Origin of the sequence: Pseudoxanthomonas dokdonensis, from assembly GCF_001431405.1 — a bacterium.
In the GTDB taxonomy this organism is placed as follows: domain Bacteria; phylum Pseudomonadota; class Gammaproteobacteria; order Xanthomonadales; family Xanthomonadaceae; genus Pseudoxanthomonas_A; species Pseudoxanthomonas_A dokdonensis.
Window position 1 is genome coordinate 112,496 of the sequence record NZ_LDJL01000011.1, and the last position, 15,783, is coordinate 128,278.

Consider the following 15,783-nt stretch of genomic DNA (forward strand, 5'->3'; position numbering starts at 1 on the left):
TTCTGTTAATGATTGAACTGTGCAGAGAGTCACCATAAACACCAGCACTCAACGTCCCAGCCTGCGCGAGCGCTTCAATGCGATGCGCAACCTGCCGCCATTCCTGCGCCAGATCTGGCAGACCAGTCCGGGCTTGACCCTGGCCAGCCTCGGTCTGCGGTTGCTGCGTGCGTTGTTGCCGGTGCTGACCCTGTACGTCGGCAAATTGATCATCGACGAAGCCATCCGGCTGGTCGCCCTGGGCCTGCCGCACGACCTGCTCGATTACTGGCGACAAGGTGTGCTCAACCACCTGCTGCTGTTGCTGGCACTGGAATTCGGGCTGGCGATCCTGTCGGATCTGCTCGGCCGCATCGTCAGCTACGCCGACGGCCTGTTGTCGGAGCTGTTCACCAATGCCACCAGCATCCGCCTGATGGAGCACGCCGCGACCCTGGATCTGGAAGATTTCGAAGACCCGGATCTGCAGGACAAGCTCGACCGCGCGCGTCGGCAGACCATGGGCCGGGTCAACCTGATGAGCATGCTGTTCGGCCAGCTGCAGGATGCGATCACCGTGGCCAGCTTCGCCGCCGGCCTGCTGGTCTACGCGCCGTGGTTGATCGTGCTGCTGGCGCTGGCCCTGATCCCGGCCTTCATCGGCGAAGCGCACTTCAACGCGCTCGGTTACAACCTCAACTTCCAGTGGACACCGGAGCGCCGCCAGCTCGAATACGTCCGCCAGACCGGCGCCAGCGTCGAGTCGGCCAAGGAAGTGAAAATTTTCAATCTGCACACCTTCCTGGTGTCGCGCTATCGGACCCTGGCGGAAGGTTTCTATCGCGCCAACCGCGCCCTCGCCCGCCGCCGCGCGATCTGGGGCACGCTGCTGGCTGGCCTGGGCACGCTGGGCTATTACGTGGCTTACGGCTACATCGCGTTGCGCACGGTGCGCGGTGACTTCAGCATCGGCGATCTGACTTTCCTTGCCGGCAGCTTCCTGCGCCTGCGGCAATTGCTGGAAGGCCTGTTGATCGGTTTCTCGCAGGTCGCTGGACAGGCGTTGTACCTGGACGATCTGTTTTCCTTCTTCGCGATCAAGCCCGAAATCACTTCACCGCCAGACCCGCTGCCATTCCCGCAGCCGATCCGGCAGGGCTTCGTGTTCGAGAACGTCGGCTTCCGCTATCCGGACGCCGAGCGCTGGGCGGTACGCGGACTGCAGTTCGAACTGCGCGCCGGCGAGGTGCTGGCGCTGGTCGGCGAGAACGGCGCCGGCAAGACCACTCTGGTCAAGCTGCTGGCGCGGCTGTACGACCCGGACGAGGGGCGCATTCTGCTGGATGGCCATGATCTGCGTGACTACGATCTGGATCAGTTGCGCGCCAATATCGGCGTGATCTTCCAGGATTTCGTCCGCTACCACCTGACCGCCGGCGAGAACATCGGTGTCGGCCAGATCGACGCGATGCACGACCAGAGCCGGATCCGCGATGCCGCACAGCGGGCGATGGCCGATCAGGTCATCGACGCACTACCCAACGGTTACGACCAGCTGATTGGCCGCCGCTTCAAGACCGGGGTCGATCTGTCCGGCGGCCAATGGCAGAAGATCGCCATCGCCCGCGCCTACATGCGCGACGCGCAGGTGATGATCCTGGACGAACCCACCGCCGCACTGGATGCACGCTCGGAGTTCGATGTCTTCCAGCGCTTCAAGGAACTGTCCGACCAGCGCACCGCGGTGCTCATCTCGCATCGTTTTTCCAGCGTGCGGATGGCGGATCGGATCCTGGTGCTCAACGAAGGCCGGCTGGAAGCCAGCGGCACCCACGAACAGCTGCTGGCCGCGGGTGGTCGCTACGCGGAACTGTTCGAACTGCAGGCCGCAGGCTATCGTTGAGACCTGCCACCTCCGCGCCGACGACTTTCGAGGAGCTCGATCCCGATGAACACCCCGCATCTACTGGTCCGAACCGCGCTGTCGCTGCTGACCGCCACGGCACTGGCCGCGTGCCAGCCACAAGCCAACGGCACCGCGGCCGCTGGCGACCAGGCCCCGGCCAAGGCCAGCACCGCCGCGCCGGTACAGGCCAGCAGCAGCCAGGGCGACTACACCACGCTGGTAATTGCCAGTGGCCTGGAACACCCGTGGGCGCTGGCACCGCTGCCCGACGGCAGCCTGCTGGTCACCGAACGCCCCGGCCGCCTGCGCCGGATCAGCGCCGACGGTACGGTCTCGGCGCCGTTGAGCGGACTGCCGGCGGTCTATGCGCAGGGCCAGGGCGGACTGCTGGACGTGGTGCTAGCACCGGATTTCACCAGCAGCCAGCGCATCTATTTCAGTTACGCCGAACCGGGCGAAGGTGATCTGGCCGGCACCGCCGTCGCCTACGCCACGCTGACCGACAACGGTCTGGTCGATGTCACCCGCATCTACCAGCAACAGCCCAAGGTCGAAGGCAAGAACCACTTTGGTTCGCGACTGGCCTTCGATCATGACGGCCACATTTTCATCAGCCAGGGCGAGCGCCAGCAGCGGATGATGGCCCAGGATCTGGGCAAGCTCCAGGGCAAACTGGTGCGCCTGAACCTGGATGGCAGCGTGCCCGCCGACAATCCTTTCGTCGGCCAGTCCGGGGCGCGCCCCGAGATCTGGAGTTACGGCCATCGCAACATGCAGGGCCTGGCGGTCGATCCGCGCACCGGCAAACTGTGGCAATCCGAGCATGGCCCGCGCGGCGGCGACGAGATCAACCTGCCGCAGCCGGGCAGGAACTATGGCTGGCCGATCATCACCGACGGCATCAATTACTCCGGCCTGCCGATCCCGGAAGCCGAAGGCAAGGACAAGCCAGGCATGGAGCGTCCCTATCATGTCTGGGCCAAGTCGCCCGCGCTCAGCGGCATGGCGTTCTACACCGGCCATACCGGCAAGCCGTGGAACGACAGCCTGTTCCTCGGCTCGCTGGTCGAGCAGAACCTGATCCGCCTGCAGTTGAAAGGTGATCGCATCGTCGAGGAAGAGCGGCTGCTGGGTGACCTGAAGCAGCGCGTGCGCGATGTGCGGGTCGCCGACAACGGCGCAATCTACGTGCTGACCGATGAAGATGAAGGCCAACTGCTGCGGATCATGCCGCCGGAGGCACCATGAAGATCGTCGCGCCAGCTGCTGGCCTGTTGTGTCTGCTCGGCAGCTGCATGGCATTCGCAGTGCTGGCGCAAGGCCCGGCCGACAACGCTGGACCGCCAGTTGCCGGTTACGACGAAGCCAAGGCCCGTGCCGACAGCGATGAGGCGGCGATGGCCCCGGACCAGCGCGCGGCGCTGATCAGCGCCCAGAGCGCCCTGCTCGACCAGACCCTGCCGGCTTGCAAGACCCCGGCGCCGGATCTGTCGCCATTCGTGGTGGTGGTGCAGCTGGACGCCGCAGGCAGGATTGGCAGGACCTGGCGCAAGGGCAACTCGCCATTGTCGATCTGCGTGCAGAAAACCTTGCAAGGCCGGCAGTTGCCAGCGCCACCACAAACGCCGTTCCTGACCTCGTTCGAACTGAGTTTCAAGTAGAGCGCAGCTTGCTGCGCTAAAGGCTCAAACAACCCGTCCTGGTGGCCGGTGCAGCGGAGCGAGCTCCGCTCTACGGAAATGTTGGAAACCGCAGCACCCACGTAGAGCGCAGCTTGCTGCGCTGAAGCCTCAAACAACCCGTCCTGCTGGCCGGGACAGCGGAGCAAGCTCCGCTCTACGGAAATGTTGGAAACCGCACTACCCCCGTAGAGCGCAGCTTGCTGCGCTGAGAGCTCAAGCAACCCGTCATGCAGGCCGGTGCAGCGGAGCGAGCTCCGCTCTACGGAAATGTTGGAAACCGCATTACCCCCGTAGAGCGCAGCTTGCTGCGCTAAAGGCTCAAGCAAGCCGTCCTGCAGGCCGGTGCAGCGGAGCGAGCTCCGCTCTACGGTTGATGGTGGTTCAGCGCCATTCGAAGCGATCGGCGTCCAGCATCGCCGGGAAATGCGCCCGGTGATCGGCCAGCGCCTGGGCTGAAATCGTGGTGCTGAGGACGCCTTCTTCAGCACCCATTTCGATCAGCGGCATGCCGAGGAAATCGATCACCGCGCTGTCGCCGGCGTAGGCCAGCTGGTTGCCGTCGGTGCCGACCCGGTTGACGCCGACCACGTAGGCCAGGTTTTCGATGGCACGGGCGCGCAGCAGGGTTTTCCATGGATAGGCGCGCACCGCCGGCCAGTTGGCGACGAACAGCTGCAGGTCGTAATCCATCTGCCCGGGACGCTCGACATCATGGCGATTGCGGCAGAACACCGGAAAGCGCAGGTCGTAGCAGACCTGCGGATTGATCCGCCAGCCTTTCCACTCCACGGTCAGCCGCTCACGTCCGGCGGCGTAGCGTTTGTGTTCGTTGGCATAGCGGAACAGATGGCGTTTGTCGTAATGGCGCAGCTCGCCGTCGGGAGTTGCCCACAGCATCCGATTGAATACGCCTTCGGCGGTCTTGATCTGGACACTGCCGGTGACCGCCGTATCCAGCGAGCGCGCCTGCGCGCGCAGCCAGGCCACGGTCGGGCCATCCATGTCCTCGGCACGATCAATGGCATCGTTGCTGAAGCCGCTGGTAAAGGTCTCAGGCAACACCACCAGATCGGTGCTGCCCGCCAACGGCGCGATCAGATCGCCGTAGTAGTCGCGATTGGCGGCCGGGTCGTGCCAACGGGTGGCGCCCTGTACCAGCGAAATCCTCAGGTCCTGCATATCCGGTTTCCTCGTCCGTGCGCGGGCGCTTACAGTTTTTCCAGGCGTTCGATCGCCGCATCCAGGGTGGTTTCGTTCTTGGCGAAGCACAAGCGCGCCAGCCGCTGCTGCGCTGGCGGCGACTGGTAGAACGGCGACAACGGAATCGCCGCCACGCCATGTTCAACCGTCAACCAGCGCGCGAACTCGGCGTCGGGCAGATCGCTGACCGCCGAATAATCGACCAGCTGGAAATAGCCGCCGGGCACCGGCAGCGGCTGCAACCGGGTTTGCGACAACTGCTGGCGGAAACGGTCACGCTTGGCCTGGTAGAACGCGCCCAGCTGCTGGTAGTGCTGCGGTTGCTCGCGGATCATCGCCGCAAACGCGAACTGGGCCGGGCTGAACGTGGTGAAGGTGTTGTACTGGTGGACCTTGCGGAACTCGGCGCTCAATGCCGCCGGGGCAATCGCGTAGCCGACCTTCCAGCCGGTGCAGTGATAGGTCTTGCCGAAACTGGAAACGACGAAGGCACGCGCGGCAATCTCCGGGTAACGCAGCGCCGACTCGTGCTGGCGGCCATCGAAGACGATGTGTTCGTAGACCTCATCGGAAATCAGCAACAGATCATGGCGCTCCAGCAGCTCGGCCAGCGCCTGCATGTCCTGCGGCGAGAACATCGCTCCGGACGGGTTGTGCGGGCTGTTGATGATCAGCAAGCGGGTACGTGGGCTGACCGCGGCGCGCACGCGCTCCCAGTCGACCGCGAATGTCCGCGGATCCAGCGGTACATGCACCGCGCGCGCGCCGGCCAGATCAATCGCCGGCTCATAGCAGTCATAGGCCGGATCCAGCACGATGACCTCGTCACCGGCGCGTACCACCGCATGGATCGCGTTGAAGATGGCCTCGGTCGCGCCGCTGGTGACGGTGACCTCGCTGTCGGCATCGATCTGGCAGCCGTAGCAGGCCTGCGCCTTGTCGGCGATGGCCTGGCGCAGGACCGGCACACCGGTCATCGGCGCGTACTGGTTGTGGCCGGCGCGCATCGCCCTGTCCAATTCGTCGACCAGGCGTTCGGGGACCGGGAAATCGGGGAAGCCCTGGCCCAGGTTGACGGCGCCATGCTCTGCCGCCAGTTGCGACATCACGGTGAAAATGGTCGTTCCGACGTTGGGCAATTTACTTTGCAGTGACATCCTCGGTTCCGGCAGCGCATTCAGGAACGCAAAGTGTACGCAATGCGCGGCATTGGCGATGATGTCGACATGAACATCCGGCGGATCGACGGGACAGAGGCCGCACGCCTGGCGCAGGCATGGCTGTCAGCGCACTACGCGGTCGAAGCCGGCGAGGATGTCCCATTCACCGTGGATGGCCCGCTGGCGTTCCGCGTTGGCGGGACGGCGCCGGTCATCGAGCGTTGCTGGCCGGCAGCCCGGTATCTGTTCATCACCGCCTGGAATCCGGCAGCGGTGCTGGTCCCGCCACGCCACAACCAGTTGGCCGATGCGCGCCTGCAACAACAATTGCGACAGTTGCGGTTGTCCATGCATCCCGCCTCGGCCTGTGATGCCGGCGGCGGTTGCTACGAGCGCGGCTGGCTGGTACCGCAGGCGACGACGGCCCAGGCCGACCGGCTCGCACGCGCATTCGGCCAGGGCGGCGTGCTGGTCTGGGATGCCGGCCAGGCCGTGCGCCTGCGGATGATGTGGCCGCCACCACCGAAAGCCCCGGCGCACCGCTACATCGATTGGGCAGGCTGAACCGGTCGAGCCGGCAGGCTCGCAACCGTTGGCGAACGAATACAATAGCCGGCCCTGCTTCATTGCCGTTCCCGAGGAAGATCGAGTCCTGATGCTGCCGTCCGCCCCGTCACCCTCGCCACTGCTGTCCGTGCAGGGACTGTCTTTTTCGCGCAATGACGAACCGGTGTTCGGCCCGCTGGATTTTGTCGTCGATGGCGGCGAAGCCCTGCTGGTGCAGGGCGGCAATGGCGTCGGCAAGACCACCTTGTTACGGGTGCTGGCCGGACTGCTGCGCGCCGATAGCGGCCACATCCAGCTGGATGGGCGTCCGGCCCAGTCCTCGCTGCTGGCCCGGGCACTGGCCTATCTGGGCCATCTGCCGGCGCTGAAGGCGGACTTGAATGCGCTGGAGAACCTGCAGTTCCTGTGTGGACTGCATGGCCGCCGCCCCCGGCAGCTGCCGGTCAATGCGCTGGCCATGGTCGGCCTCGGCGGTTATGAGGACGCGCCGGCACGGCAGCTGTCGGCAGGCCAGAAAAAACGCCTATCGCTGGCCAGGCTGTGGTTGTCGCCGGCGCCGCTGTGGTTGCTGGACGAGCCTTACGCCAATCTGGATCTGGACGGCATCACTCTGGTCAACCGGATGATTTCCGCGCATCTGCGCGAAGGTGGCGCGGCGCTGGTCACCACCCATGGCGCCTACGCCGCGCCACCGGTGCAGACGCGGACGCTGCTGCTGGGACAGCCCGCATGAGCGCGCCCGGCCTGCTGTCCGCCGCGCGTGCACTGCTGGTCCGCGACCTGCGCCTGCTCTGGCGGCGCCGCGGTGATGCCTTCCAGCCGGCGCTGTTCGCGCTGCTGGTGGTGGTGTTGTTTGCCTTGAGCCTGGGCGGCGATCCGCGCAGCCTGTCCAAGGTCGCCGCCGGCGTGCTGTGGGTGGCGGTGCTGCTGGCCGGGCTGCTGGCGCTGGACACGCTGTTCCGCGGCGATGCCGAGGACGGCTCGCTGGAACAATGGATCCTGGCGCCGGTGCCATTGGCCTGGCTGGTCGCCATCCGCGTGTTCAGCCACTGGCTGACCACCGCCCTGCCACTGCTGCTGGCCACCCCACTGCTGGGTGAACTGCTTCACCTTCCGCGCGAACAACTGCCGGTGCTGATGCTGTCGCTGCTGCTGGGTACACCGTTGTTGAGTCTGCTCGGCGCGGTGGTCGCCGCGCTGACAGTGGGGATGCGCCGCTCTGGTATCCTTGTGGCCTTGTTGGCATTGCCGTTGTACGTGCCGGTGCTGGTGTTCGGCGCCGGCAGCGTGGCTGCAAGCAGCCAGGGTCTGGACGCCGTCGGCGCCCTGCTGTTGCTGGGCGCGGGACTGGTACTGGCCCTGGTGCTGGCACCGCTGGTTGCCGCCGCCGCCATCCGCATTGCCTTGAACTGATATCCATTCGATGAATCCAATCGTACGCTGGTTCCACCAACTCGGCTCACCACCGACTTTCGATCGCTTCGCCGCCCGCTGGACCCCGTGGTGCTACGCGGTGGCGGTGGTGCTGCTGGGCGTGGGCCTGTGGCAGGCGCTGTTCGTGGTACCGGCCGATTACCAGCAGGGCGACAGCTTCCGCATCCTCTACATCCACGTGCCCAGCGCCTGGATGAGCATGTTCGTGTTCGCGCTGATGGCGTTGTACTCGGCCATCGCCCTGATCTGGCGGATCAAGCTGTGCGAAATCCTGGCCATGGCCTGTGCGCCGATTGGCGCCGCCTTCACCATCATCACCCTGGCGACCGGCTCGATCTGGGGCAAGCCGATGTGGGGCGCCTGGTGGGACTGGGACCCGCGCCTGACCACCGAACTGATCCTGCTGTTCCTGTACCTGGGCGTGATTGGCCTGTACCAGGCCATCGAGGATCACCGCGCCGCCGCCCGCGCCGCCGGCCTGCTGTCGATCGTCGGCGTGGCATTGCTGCCGATCATCCGTTACTCGGTGGTCTGGTGGAATTCGCTGCACCAGGGCCAGACCATCAACCTGTTCGGCAAATCGAGCATGGACAGCAGCATGATCCTGCCGCTGCTGATCATGGTGCTGGCAACCAAGTTCTGGTTCCTCGGCTCGCTGCTGGCGCGCGCGCGCGCCGACAACCTGCGTCGCGAAGCCGGCAAGGACTGGGTGGCCAGGCTGGCCGGGGACTCGGCATGAGCTACCTCGGCTACGTCATCGCCGCCTATGCGGTGTTCTTCGTGGTCCTGTTGTGGGACCTGCTGGTGCCGCAGTGGCAGATCCGCCGGCAGCTGCGTGCTGTCCGGCTTCGCAAGGCGCGCCAGTCGCGCAGGCACCAATCCGTGGAATTGAATCGATGAATCCTGTTCGCCGCCGCCGCCTGTTGTGGGTGCTGCTGTTGCTGGCCGCCGCCGGCGTCGCCGCCAGCCTGATTGCGATGGCGCTGCAGCGCAACGTCGCCTATCTGTACACACCGGTCGAGGTGCTGCGTGGCGACACCGCCGAGCATTCGCGTTTCCGCCTCGGCGGCATGGTCGAAAAAGGCTCGTTCCAGCGCGAACCGGGTTCGCTGCAGGCGCGCTTCCGGGTCACCGACGGTGACGCGCAGTTGCCGGTGGTCTACGACCGGATCCTGCCGGACCTGTTCCGTGAGGGCCAGGCGGTGGTCGCCACCGGGCGCATGCAGGATGGCGTGTTTGTCGCCGAGGACGTGCTGGCCAAGCACGACGAGACCTACATGCCCAAGGAAGTGGCCGACAAGATGGGGATGGCGCACAAGAAGCACGACGTCGAGCCAGCGACATCGGCAACGCCGGCTCCGGCCGCGACGGAATCCCGATAAGTGCTGCCTGAAATCGGTCAACTCACCCTGATCCTGGCCCTGCTGGTGGCGCTGCTGCAGGCGCTGTTGCCGCTGGCCGGCGCCCAGCGCGACAAGCACAGCTGGATGGCCGTCGCGCGACCGGCGGCGTTCGTGCAACTGGCATTGTTGCTGCTGGCATTCGCGATCCTGACCTGGGCGTTCGTACGCCAGGACTTTTCCGTCGCCTACGTTGCCGAGAACTCCAACACGTTGCTGCCGATGATGTACCGCTACTCGGCGGTCTGGGGCGCGCACGAGGGTTCGTTGCTGCTGTGGGTACTGGTGCTGGCAATCTGGACCGCCGCGGTAGCCGCCTGTTCGCGTGCGCTGCCGCAGGTGGTGATGGCGCGCGTACTCGGGGTGATGGGTCTGGTCAGCATCGGCTTTCTTGCCTTCCTGATCTTCACCTCCAACCCGTTCGCGCGGTTGTTGCCGGCGCCACTGGAAGGCCGTGACCTCAACCCGCTGCTGCAGGACCCGGGGCTGATCATCCACCCGCCGATGCTGTACCTGGGTTACGTCGGTTTCGTGGTGCCGTTCGCGTTCGCCATTGCCGCACTGCTGGATGGTCATGTCGATGCCCGCTGGCTGCGCTGGACGCGGCCGTGGACCAACGTCGCCTGGGGTTTCCTGACCATCGGCATCGCCCTCGGCAGCTGGTGGGCGTACTACGAACTGGGCTGGGGCGGCTGGTGGTTCTGGGATCCGGTCGAGAACGCCAGCTTCATGCCGTGGCTGGTTGGCGCCGCGCTGATCCATTCGCAGGCCGCCACCGAAAAGCGCGGCAGCTTTGCCGGCTGGACACTGTTGCTGGCGATTGCCGCGTTCTCGCTGTCGTTGCTGGGCACCTTCCTGGTCCGCTCCGGCGTGCTGACCAGCGTGCACGCGTTTGCCGCTGACCCGACCCGCGGCCTGTTCGTGCTGATCTTCCTCGGCCTGGTGGTCGGCGGTTCCCTGCTGCTGTACATCGTGCGTGCACCGCAACTGCCCGAGGGCGCACCGTTCGCGGCCGGCTCCCGCGAAACCCTGCTGCTGGTCAACAACGTGTTGCTGACCGGCGCCTGCGCGATGGTGTTCCTCGGCACCTTGTACCCGATGCTGGCCGACTCGCTGGACATGGGCAAGATTTCGGTCGGCCCGCCCTACTTCAGCCTGTTGTTCATCGTGTTGATGGCACCGCTGGTGGCGTTGTTGCCGCTGGGACCATTGAGCAAATGGCAGCGCGAACAGATGTCCCGGCCCCTGGCGATGCTGTTGCCGTGGGCAGGGCTGGCCCTGGTGGCGGCCGCGATCGGCTTTTTCATCGCACCGCAGGGGCCATGGAAAGTCGCCGCCGGCATCGCTGGCGCGAGCTGGGTGGCGCTGGGCACGCTGCGTTTCCTCTGGACCCGGGTCAAGGCCAAAGGCCGCCTGACCCCGGAAATGACCGGCATGGTCCTGGCCCATCTGGGTATCGCCGTGTTTCTGGTCGGTGCGCTGCTGGTCGAGGGCCTCAACGTGCAGCGCGAAGTCGCGCTCAAGCCGGGGCAGACGATGGAGATCGGCCGCTACAGCTTCCGCTTCGAAGGCGTCGATGAACTGACCGGCCCCAACTACCGCGCCCATCGTGGCCATGTGCAGGTGCTGCGCAGCGGCAAACTGCTGACCCGTCTCAATCCGGAAAAACGCGCCTATGCCAGTGGTGGACAGGTCATGACCGAGGCCGGCATCCGGCCGGGGCTGTTCGGTGATCTGTATGTCGCCATCGGCGAACCACTGGGCGATGGCGCCTGGGCGGTGCGCGTGCATGTCAAACCGTTCGTGCGCTGGATCTGGCTGGGTGCCGGATTGATGGCGCTGGGCGGGTTCGTTACCGCCACCGATCGTCGTTTCCGCCGCAAACCCGAGGTACGCAGCGCATGAGCCAGGTCCCGCCCACCCCGCCACCGTCCGGTGCCCGGCACAGCAAGGGCGCCTTGACCTTTGCCGCGGTCATCATCGGTCTGTTCTTCATCGGCCTGATGGCGCTGTTGTTCTACGGGGTCAAGCAATCGGACCGGCCCGACCGCGAATCGTTGCCGTCGCCGCTGATCGGCAAGCCGGCGCCGGATTTCGATCTGCCGGTGCTGCACGACCCCAGCATCCGGGTGACCCAGAAAAAGCTGGCCGGCCAGCCCTATGTCATGAATGTCTGGGGCAGCTGGTGTCCGGAATGCCGGGTCGAGCATCCGGTGCTGAGCCGTTTTGCACTGACCAAGCGGGTCCGCTTCATCGGCTACAACCTCAAGGACCAACGCGACGATGCGCTGCGCTGGCTCGAGCAGTACGGCAATCCCTACGTGCTGGTGCTGGCCGACGAGGATGGCCGCACCGCGATCGACTGGGGCATCTACGGTGCGCCGGAAACCTTCCTGGTCGACGGCAAAGGCATCGTCCGCTGGAAGCATGTCGGTGCGGTCAGCGATGAGATCCTCGCCAACGAGCTGATCCCGATGCTGGCAAAGATCGAGGCCGAGCAATGAAAGCGGCCATCGGCTTGCTGCGGACGATCTGCGTGCTGGCGATGCTGTGGCTGCCGCTGCACGCCATGGCCCAGTCCAGCGACGCCACACCGCTGCAGTTCCGCGACGACGCCGAGGAAGCCCGCTTCCACCAGTTGACCAGCGAGTTGCGCTGCGTGATGTGCCAGAACCAGTCGCTGGCCGACAGCAATGCACAGATCGCGCATGACCTGCGCCGGGAAGTTCTGGATCTGATGCAGCAAGGCCAGTCCGATGCGCAGATCAAGGAGTTCCTGGTCCAGCGCTACGGCCAGTTCGTGTTGTACCGGCCGGAAATGGAACCAGGCACCTGGCTGCTCTGGTTCGGGCCACTGCTGCTGGTGGTGGCCGGAGGCATCGTGGTGGTGCTGCTCATTCGCAAGCGCAACGGCCAGCAGGTGGTCGCGGCCGACGAGGATCAGGAATGGTGATTGGATTTGCAGTGGCCGCGGTGGTGCTGGTGTTGCTGGCCTTGCTGCCGGTGTTGTGGCCGCTGCGTCGCGATTCGCGGATGCTGTGGCTGGCCTCGACCGCAACCCTGGCGATTGCCACCTTCGCGCTGTATCACCTGGTCGGCACACCAGCGGCACTGGATCCGCAAGCGCAGCCCGCACAGATGCCGGCGACCCTGCAGCAGGCCATCAGCGAACTGGAAGCCGAGCTCAAGCAGAACCCAAACCAGGCCGAAGGCTGGCGCCTGCTGGGCCGTTCCTATGCCGCCGAACAACGCTATGCCGACGCCCAGGGCGCATTCGAACGGGCCCTGAAATTGACCCCTGACGACGCCGACGTGCTGGTCGAGACCGCCCAGGCGCGGCTCTACAACAATCCGCAGAAGCGCTTCGATGCGCAGGCGGTGGGGCTGCTGCAGCGCGCCCTGCAGCTGCAACCCGGCCACCAGCGTGCGCGCTGGTTCATCGGCATTTCGCAACGCCAGGATGGCAAGCCGGCCGAAGCGGCCAAGACCTGGGAGGGCCTGCTGCCGCTGGTGCAGCCGGCGACCGCCGCGACCCTGCTGCCTCAAATCAACGAAGCCCGCGCCGAGGCTGGCCTGGAACCGTTGTCGTTGCCATCGAACAGCGCGCCGCAACCTGCCACAGGTGACGCCGGCGGATTGCTGACGGTGACCGTGGACATCGCGCCGCAACTGCGCGCCAAACTGTCGGCCAACGACACCCTGTTCGTGTTCGCACGACAGATCGGCGGACCACCGATGCCGGTCGCCGCCAAGCGGGTGCCGGCCAACCAGTTCCCGATCAGCTTGACCCTCGGCGATGGCGACAGCCCGATGCCGACCTCGAAGTTGTCGCAGCTGGATCAGGTGCAGTTGGCGGCGCGGGTGTCGAAGGCCGGTGATGTCATGACCCGCAGCGGTGATCTGCAGGCCGCGCCGGTCACCGCCGAGGTCAGCCAAGGGGCCAGCTATACGCTGTTGATTGATCAGGTCGTCCCGTAACGCGGAGCCTGCTCCGCTACCTGCCCTGCAACGTTCGTGTGTGGCTGCATGGCGATTCCTTCCGCGCAGCCTGCAAGGGCAACGACTGACGCAATACGCGAATGGTCAGGGAACTCGCCAGCGCAGCAGGCTCCGCTCTACACTGGGGCAATGACTGAATTCATTCCGCCTGGTACCCGCTACATCGACCTGCCCTCGCCATTCCCGATGAAACGCGGCGGCGCACTGCATGGCGCGCGCATGGCCTACGAAACCTGGGGCCGCCTCAATGCCGCCGGCGACAACGCGGTGCTGATCGTCACCGGCCTGTCGCCCGACGCCCATGCCGCCGCCAACGCCGGCAATCCGCAGGATGGCTGGTGGGAGCCGATGCTGGGGCCTGGCAAACCGATTGATACCGATCGCTGGTTTGTCATCTGCGTCAATTCGCTGGGCAGCTGCAAGGGTTCGACCGGCCCGGCCTCGATCAACCCCGCCAGCGCCGCGCCCTATCGGCTGGATTTCCCGGATCTGTCGATCGAGGACGGCGCCGACGCCGCCTGGCACGTGGTCCGCCAACTGGGCATCGGACAGCTGGCATGCCTGATTGGCAACTCGATGGGCGGGATGACGGCGCTGGCGCTGCTGCTGCGGCATCCCGGCTGCGCCCGCCACCACATCAACATCTCCGGCAGTGCCCAGGCATTGCCGTTCTCGATTGCGATCCGGTCATTGCAGCGCGAAGCAATCCGCCTCGACCCGCAGTGGAACAACGGCAACTACGACGACGATTGCTATCCGGAATCGGGGATGCGCATGGCCCGCAAGCTGGGCGTCATCACCTACCGTTCGGCGCTGGAGTGGGACGGCCGTTTTGGCCGCGTACGCCTGGATCAGTCGCAGCAGGACGCACAGCGTGCCGAAGAAGATCCGTTCGGCCTGGAATTCCAGGTCGAAAGCTATCTGGAAGGCCACGCCCGCCGCTTCGTCCGCAAGTTCGACCCCAATTGCTATCTGTACCTCAGCCGGTCGATGGACTGGTTCAGCGTCGCCGAGAATGTCGGTGACGACATGCTGGCCTCGTTGGCGCGCATCCAGGTGCAGAAAGCGCTGGCGATCGGCGCGACCACCGACATCCTGTTCCCGCTCGAGCAGCAGCGGCAGATTGCCGAGGGGCTGGCCGCCGGCGGCGCACAGGCGACGTTTATGCCGATGGATTCACCACAGGGCCATGACGCCTTCCTGGTCGATTACCAGCGTTTCGGGCCGGCGGTCGGCGATTTCCTGGCCAGCCTGTGAGCGATGTTAGGATCGGGATTGTTTATCGCAGGATGAGTTGCCATGGCGCTTGAATTCCCCGGCCAGCAGACGTTGATCGCCGCACTCGATGCCGCGGTGGTGCTGGGCGATGCGCCAGCGGTGACCGATGCGTTGCGCTCCTCGCTGTGCTCGATGATCCGCCAGCAGGACGTGCGCCTGCCCGAATGCGTGTTCAACCCGATCGAAGACCACTACGCACGCCGGGAGCTGTATACCAGCGCCCAGTACGGCTACAGCGTGGTGGCAATGACCTGGGGCCCCGGCCAGGGCACCCGCATCCATGATCACTCCGGCCTGTGGTGCGTCGAAGGGGTCTGGCACGGCCGTCTGGAAATCACCCAGTACGAGCTGGCCGAGCAGCGCGACGACCACTACCGGTTCAACCCGGTCGGCACCATCGAAGCCGGCATCGGTTCGGCTGGCAGCCTGATCCCGCCGCACGAATATCACACCATCCGCAATCCCAGTGACAGCGCGGTCGCCGTCTCGCTGCACGTCTACCAGCGCACTATGGTCCGCTGCGGCGTCTACAGCCCCGATGACAGCATCGCCGGCGGCCCGTGGCAGCGTCGCGGCGAGCGGCTGCTGGGCACCGACCAGGCAGCCTGAGCGGCTACCGCCCGCGCAGCCGGCGCGGAGCCACCAGTTGCCGCGGAAAAACTTGCCCGCGCCCCTGTATGAATCCGCGCGGAGTCGGCTATACTTCCCGCCCGCGCCGAAGTGGCGGAATGGTAGACGCAGTGGATTCAAAATCCACCGCCGTTAAAAGCGTGTGGGTTCGAGTCCCACCTTCGGCACCAGATAAAACAAGGGGTTAGGCTTCGCGGCGTAGCCCTTCTGTTTTTCTGCAACACTTCTTGACCCTTAGTAGCCCCGTGAACGGCGCTACGCAGCGTCACTCATAGTGCCGGTGATTCACATTGTCGCCACACGCATAGCAGCGTCGTTAAGCGCCGCTCATGCGCGCGTAACCGAGACCCGATGCGGCTCGTGCCCTGCGGGCCGCCAGCGCCAGCAGCGGCACCCAGCGCCGGACCATCAGGAATCCAGCAAGCAGCCAACGCGAACACGGCGAGGTCGTAGCCCGAACCGCCACGCAATTCCATCGAACCATAAAGCCCTCCCAGGCGACATTGCCTTCGCCGATTCTTCTGTCCAGCGGTCGCGCCGGGTGATAC

The 15,783-nt window shown here is 65.5% G+C and carries 17 protein-coding genes and 1 tRNA gene; 16 read left to right on the top strand and 2 right to left on the bottom strand.

The features are described 5' to 3' along the window. Window positions 1–19 precede the first annotated feature (19 nt). Genes ABB29_RS10200 through ABB29_RS16715 form a run of 3 tightly spaced genes read left to right on the top strand, consistent with a single transcriptional unit; the run spans window position 20 to window position 3,546 of the window. Window positions 20–1,882, top strand: a complete 1,863-nt coding sequence (locus ABB29_RS10200) for an ABC transporter ATP-binding protein (protein ID WP_057658703.1) — start codon at window positions 20–22, stop codon at window positions 1,880–1,882. A 45-nt stretch (window positions 1,883–1,927) separates the two neighbouring features. Then, window positions 1,928–3,133: a PQQ-dependent sugar dehydrogenase gene (locus tag ABB29_RS10205; RefSeq protein ID WP_083487775.1), complete on the top strand. Its 1,206-nt coding sequence runs from the start codon at window positions 1,928–1,930 to the stop codon at window positions 3,131–3,133. After that, entirely contained in the window at window positions 3,130–3,546 is a 417-nt protein-coding gene (locus ABB29_RS16715; RefSeq protein WP_057658705.1) for a hypothetical protein, read from the top strand. Before ABB29_RS10205 ends, ABB29_RS16715 begins: the two co-directional genes overlap by 4 nt. Before the next feature lie 402 nt (window positions 3,547–3,948). Here ABB29_RS16715 and ABB29_RS10215 read toward each other — a convergent pair whose 3' ends face one another. Together ABB29_RS10215 and ABB29_RS10220 are read right to left on the bottom strand one after the other, a co-directional pair. After that, window positions 3,949–4,746 (bottom strand): amidohydrolase, encoded by a 798-nt coding sequence (locus tag ABB29_RS10215; RefSeq protein WP_057658707.1) that lies wholly within the window; start codon window positions 4,744–4,746, stop codon window positions 3,949–3,951. A 29-nt stretch (window positions 4,747–4,775) separates the two neighbouring features. Beyond that, window positions 4,776–5,924 carry a pyridoxal phosphate-dependent aminotransferase gene (locus ABB29_RS10220; RefSeq protein WP_057658708.1) on the bottom strand — a complete coding sequence of 383 codons (1,149 nt, stop codon included), beginning with the start codon at window positions 5,922–5,924 and terminating at the stop codon, window positions 4,776–4,778. 42 nt (window positions 5,925–5,966) lie between these two features. Here ABB29_RS10220 and ABB29_RS10225 point away from each other — a divergent pair, with 42 nt between their 5' ends. The 13 genes from ABB29_RS10225 to ABB29_RS10285 all read left to right on the top strand — a co-directional run bounded on the left by ABB29_RS10225 (window position 5,967) and on the right by ABB29_RS10285 (window position 15,405). Further along, window positions 5,967–6,491, top strand: coding sequence for a DUF3293 domain-containing protein (locus tag ABB29_RS10225; protein ID WP_057658710.1), 525 nt, complete (start codon window positions 5,967–5,969; stop codon window positions 6,489–6,491). Window positions 6,492–6,582: 91 nt separating this feature from the next. Continuing rightward, window positions 6,583–7,227 (top strand): heme ABC exporter ATP-binding protein CcmA, encoded by a 645-nt coding sequence (gene ccmA / locus ABB29_RS10230; protein WP_057658713.1) that lies wholly within the window; start codon window positions 6,583–6,585, stop codon window positions 7,225–7,227. Next, window positions 7,224–7,907, top strand: coding sequence for a heme exporter protein CcmB (gene ccmB / locus ABB29_RS10235; RefSeq protein ID WP_057658714.1), 684 nt, complete (start codon window positions 7,224–7,226; stop codon window positions 7,905–7,907). Before ccmA ends, ccmB begins: the two co-directional genes overlap by 4 nt. Before the next feature lie 10 nt (window positions 7,908–7,917). Next, window positions 7,918–8,667, top strand: coding sequence for a heme ABC transporter permease CcmC (ccmC, locus tag ABB29_RS10240; RefSeq protein ID WP_057658715.1), 750 nt, complete (start codon window positions 7,918–7,920; stop codon window positions 8,665–8,667). Continuing rightward, the gene (gene ccmD / locus ABB29_RS10245) at window positions 8,664–8,828 is read left to right on the top strand and encodes a heme exporter protein CcmD (RefSeq protein WP_057658716.1); all 165 of its coding nucleotides are present in this window, start codon (window positions 8,664–8,666) and stop codon (window positions 8,826–8,828) included. Before ccmC ends, ccmD begins: the two co-directional genes overlap by 4 nt. Further along, window positions 8,825–9,310, top strand: coding sequence for a cytochrome c maturation protein CcmE (gene ccmE / locus ABB29_RS10250; RefSeq protein WP_057658718.1), 486 nt, complete (start codon window positions 8,825–8,827; stop codon window positions 9,308–9,310). The genes ccmD and ccmE overlap by 4 nt, the downstream gene beginning before the upstream one ends. Then, a complete protein-coding gene (locus tag ABB29_RS10255) occupies window positions 9,311–11,233 on the top strand; it encodes a heme lyase CcmF/NrfE family subunit (protein ID WP_057658720.1) in 1,923 nt (640 codons plus the stop codon). Further along, on the top strand, window positions 11,230–11,832 hold the full coding sequence (locus tag ABB29_RS10260) for a DsbE family thiol:disulfide interchange protein (RefSeq protein WP_083487777.1): 603 nt from the start codon (window positions 11,230–11,232) through the stop codon (window positions 11,830–11,832). The genes ABB29_RS10255 and ABB29_RS10260 overlap by 4 nt, the downstream gene beginning before the upstream one ends. Then, entirely contained in the window at window positions 11,829–12,281 is a 453-nt protein-coding gene (locus ABB29_RS10265; RefSeq protein WP_057658722.1) for a cytochrome c-type biogenesis protein, read from the top strand. The genes ABB29_RS10260 and ABB29_RS10265 overlap by 4 nt, the downstream gene beginning before the upstream one ends. Next, a complete protein-coding gene (locus ABB29_RS10270; RefSeq protein WP_057658724.1) occupies window positions 12,275–13,306 on the top strand; it encodes a tetratricopeptide repeat protein in 1,032 nt (343 codons plus the stop codon). The genes ABB29_RS10265 and ABB29_RS10270 overlap by 7 nt, the downstream gene beginning before the upstream one ends. Before the next feature lie 150 nt (window positions 13,307–13,456). After that, window positions 13,457–14,584 (top strand): homoserine O-acetyltransferase MetX, encoded by a 1,128-nt coding sequence (metX, locus tag ABB29_RS10275; protein ID WP_057658726.1) that lies wholly within the window; start codon window positions 13,457–13,459, stop codon window positions 14,582–14,584. Between the two features lie 42 nt (window positions 14,585–14,626). Next, complete coding sequence (locus ABB29_RS10280; RefSeq protein WP_057658728.1) at window positions 14,627–15,214, top strand: cysteine dioxygenase family protein; 588 nt, start codon at window positions 14,627–14,629, stop codon at window positions 15,212–15,214. Between the two features lie 105 nt (window positions 15,215–15,319). Beyond that, window positions 15,320–15,405, top strand: a tRNA-Leu gene (locus tag ABB29_RS10285). The last annotated feature ends 378 nt before the right edge of the window (window positions 15,406–15,783 follow it).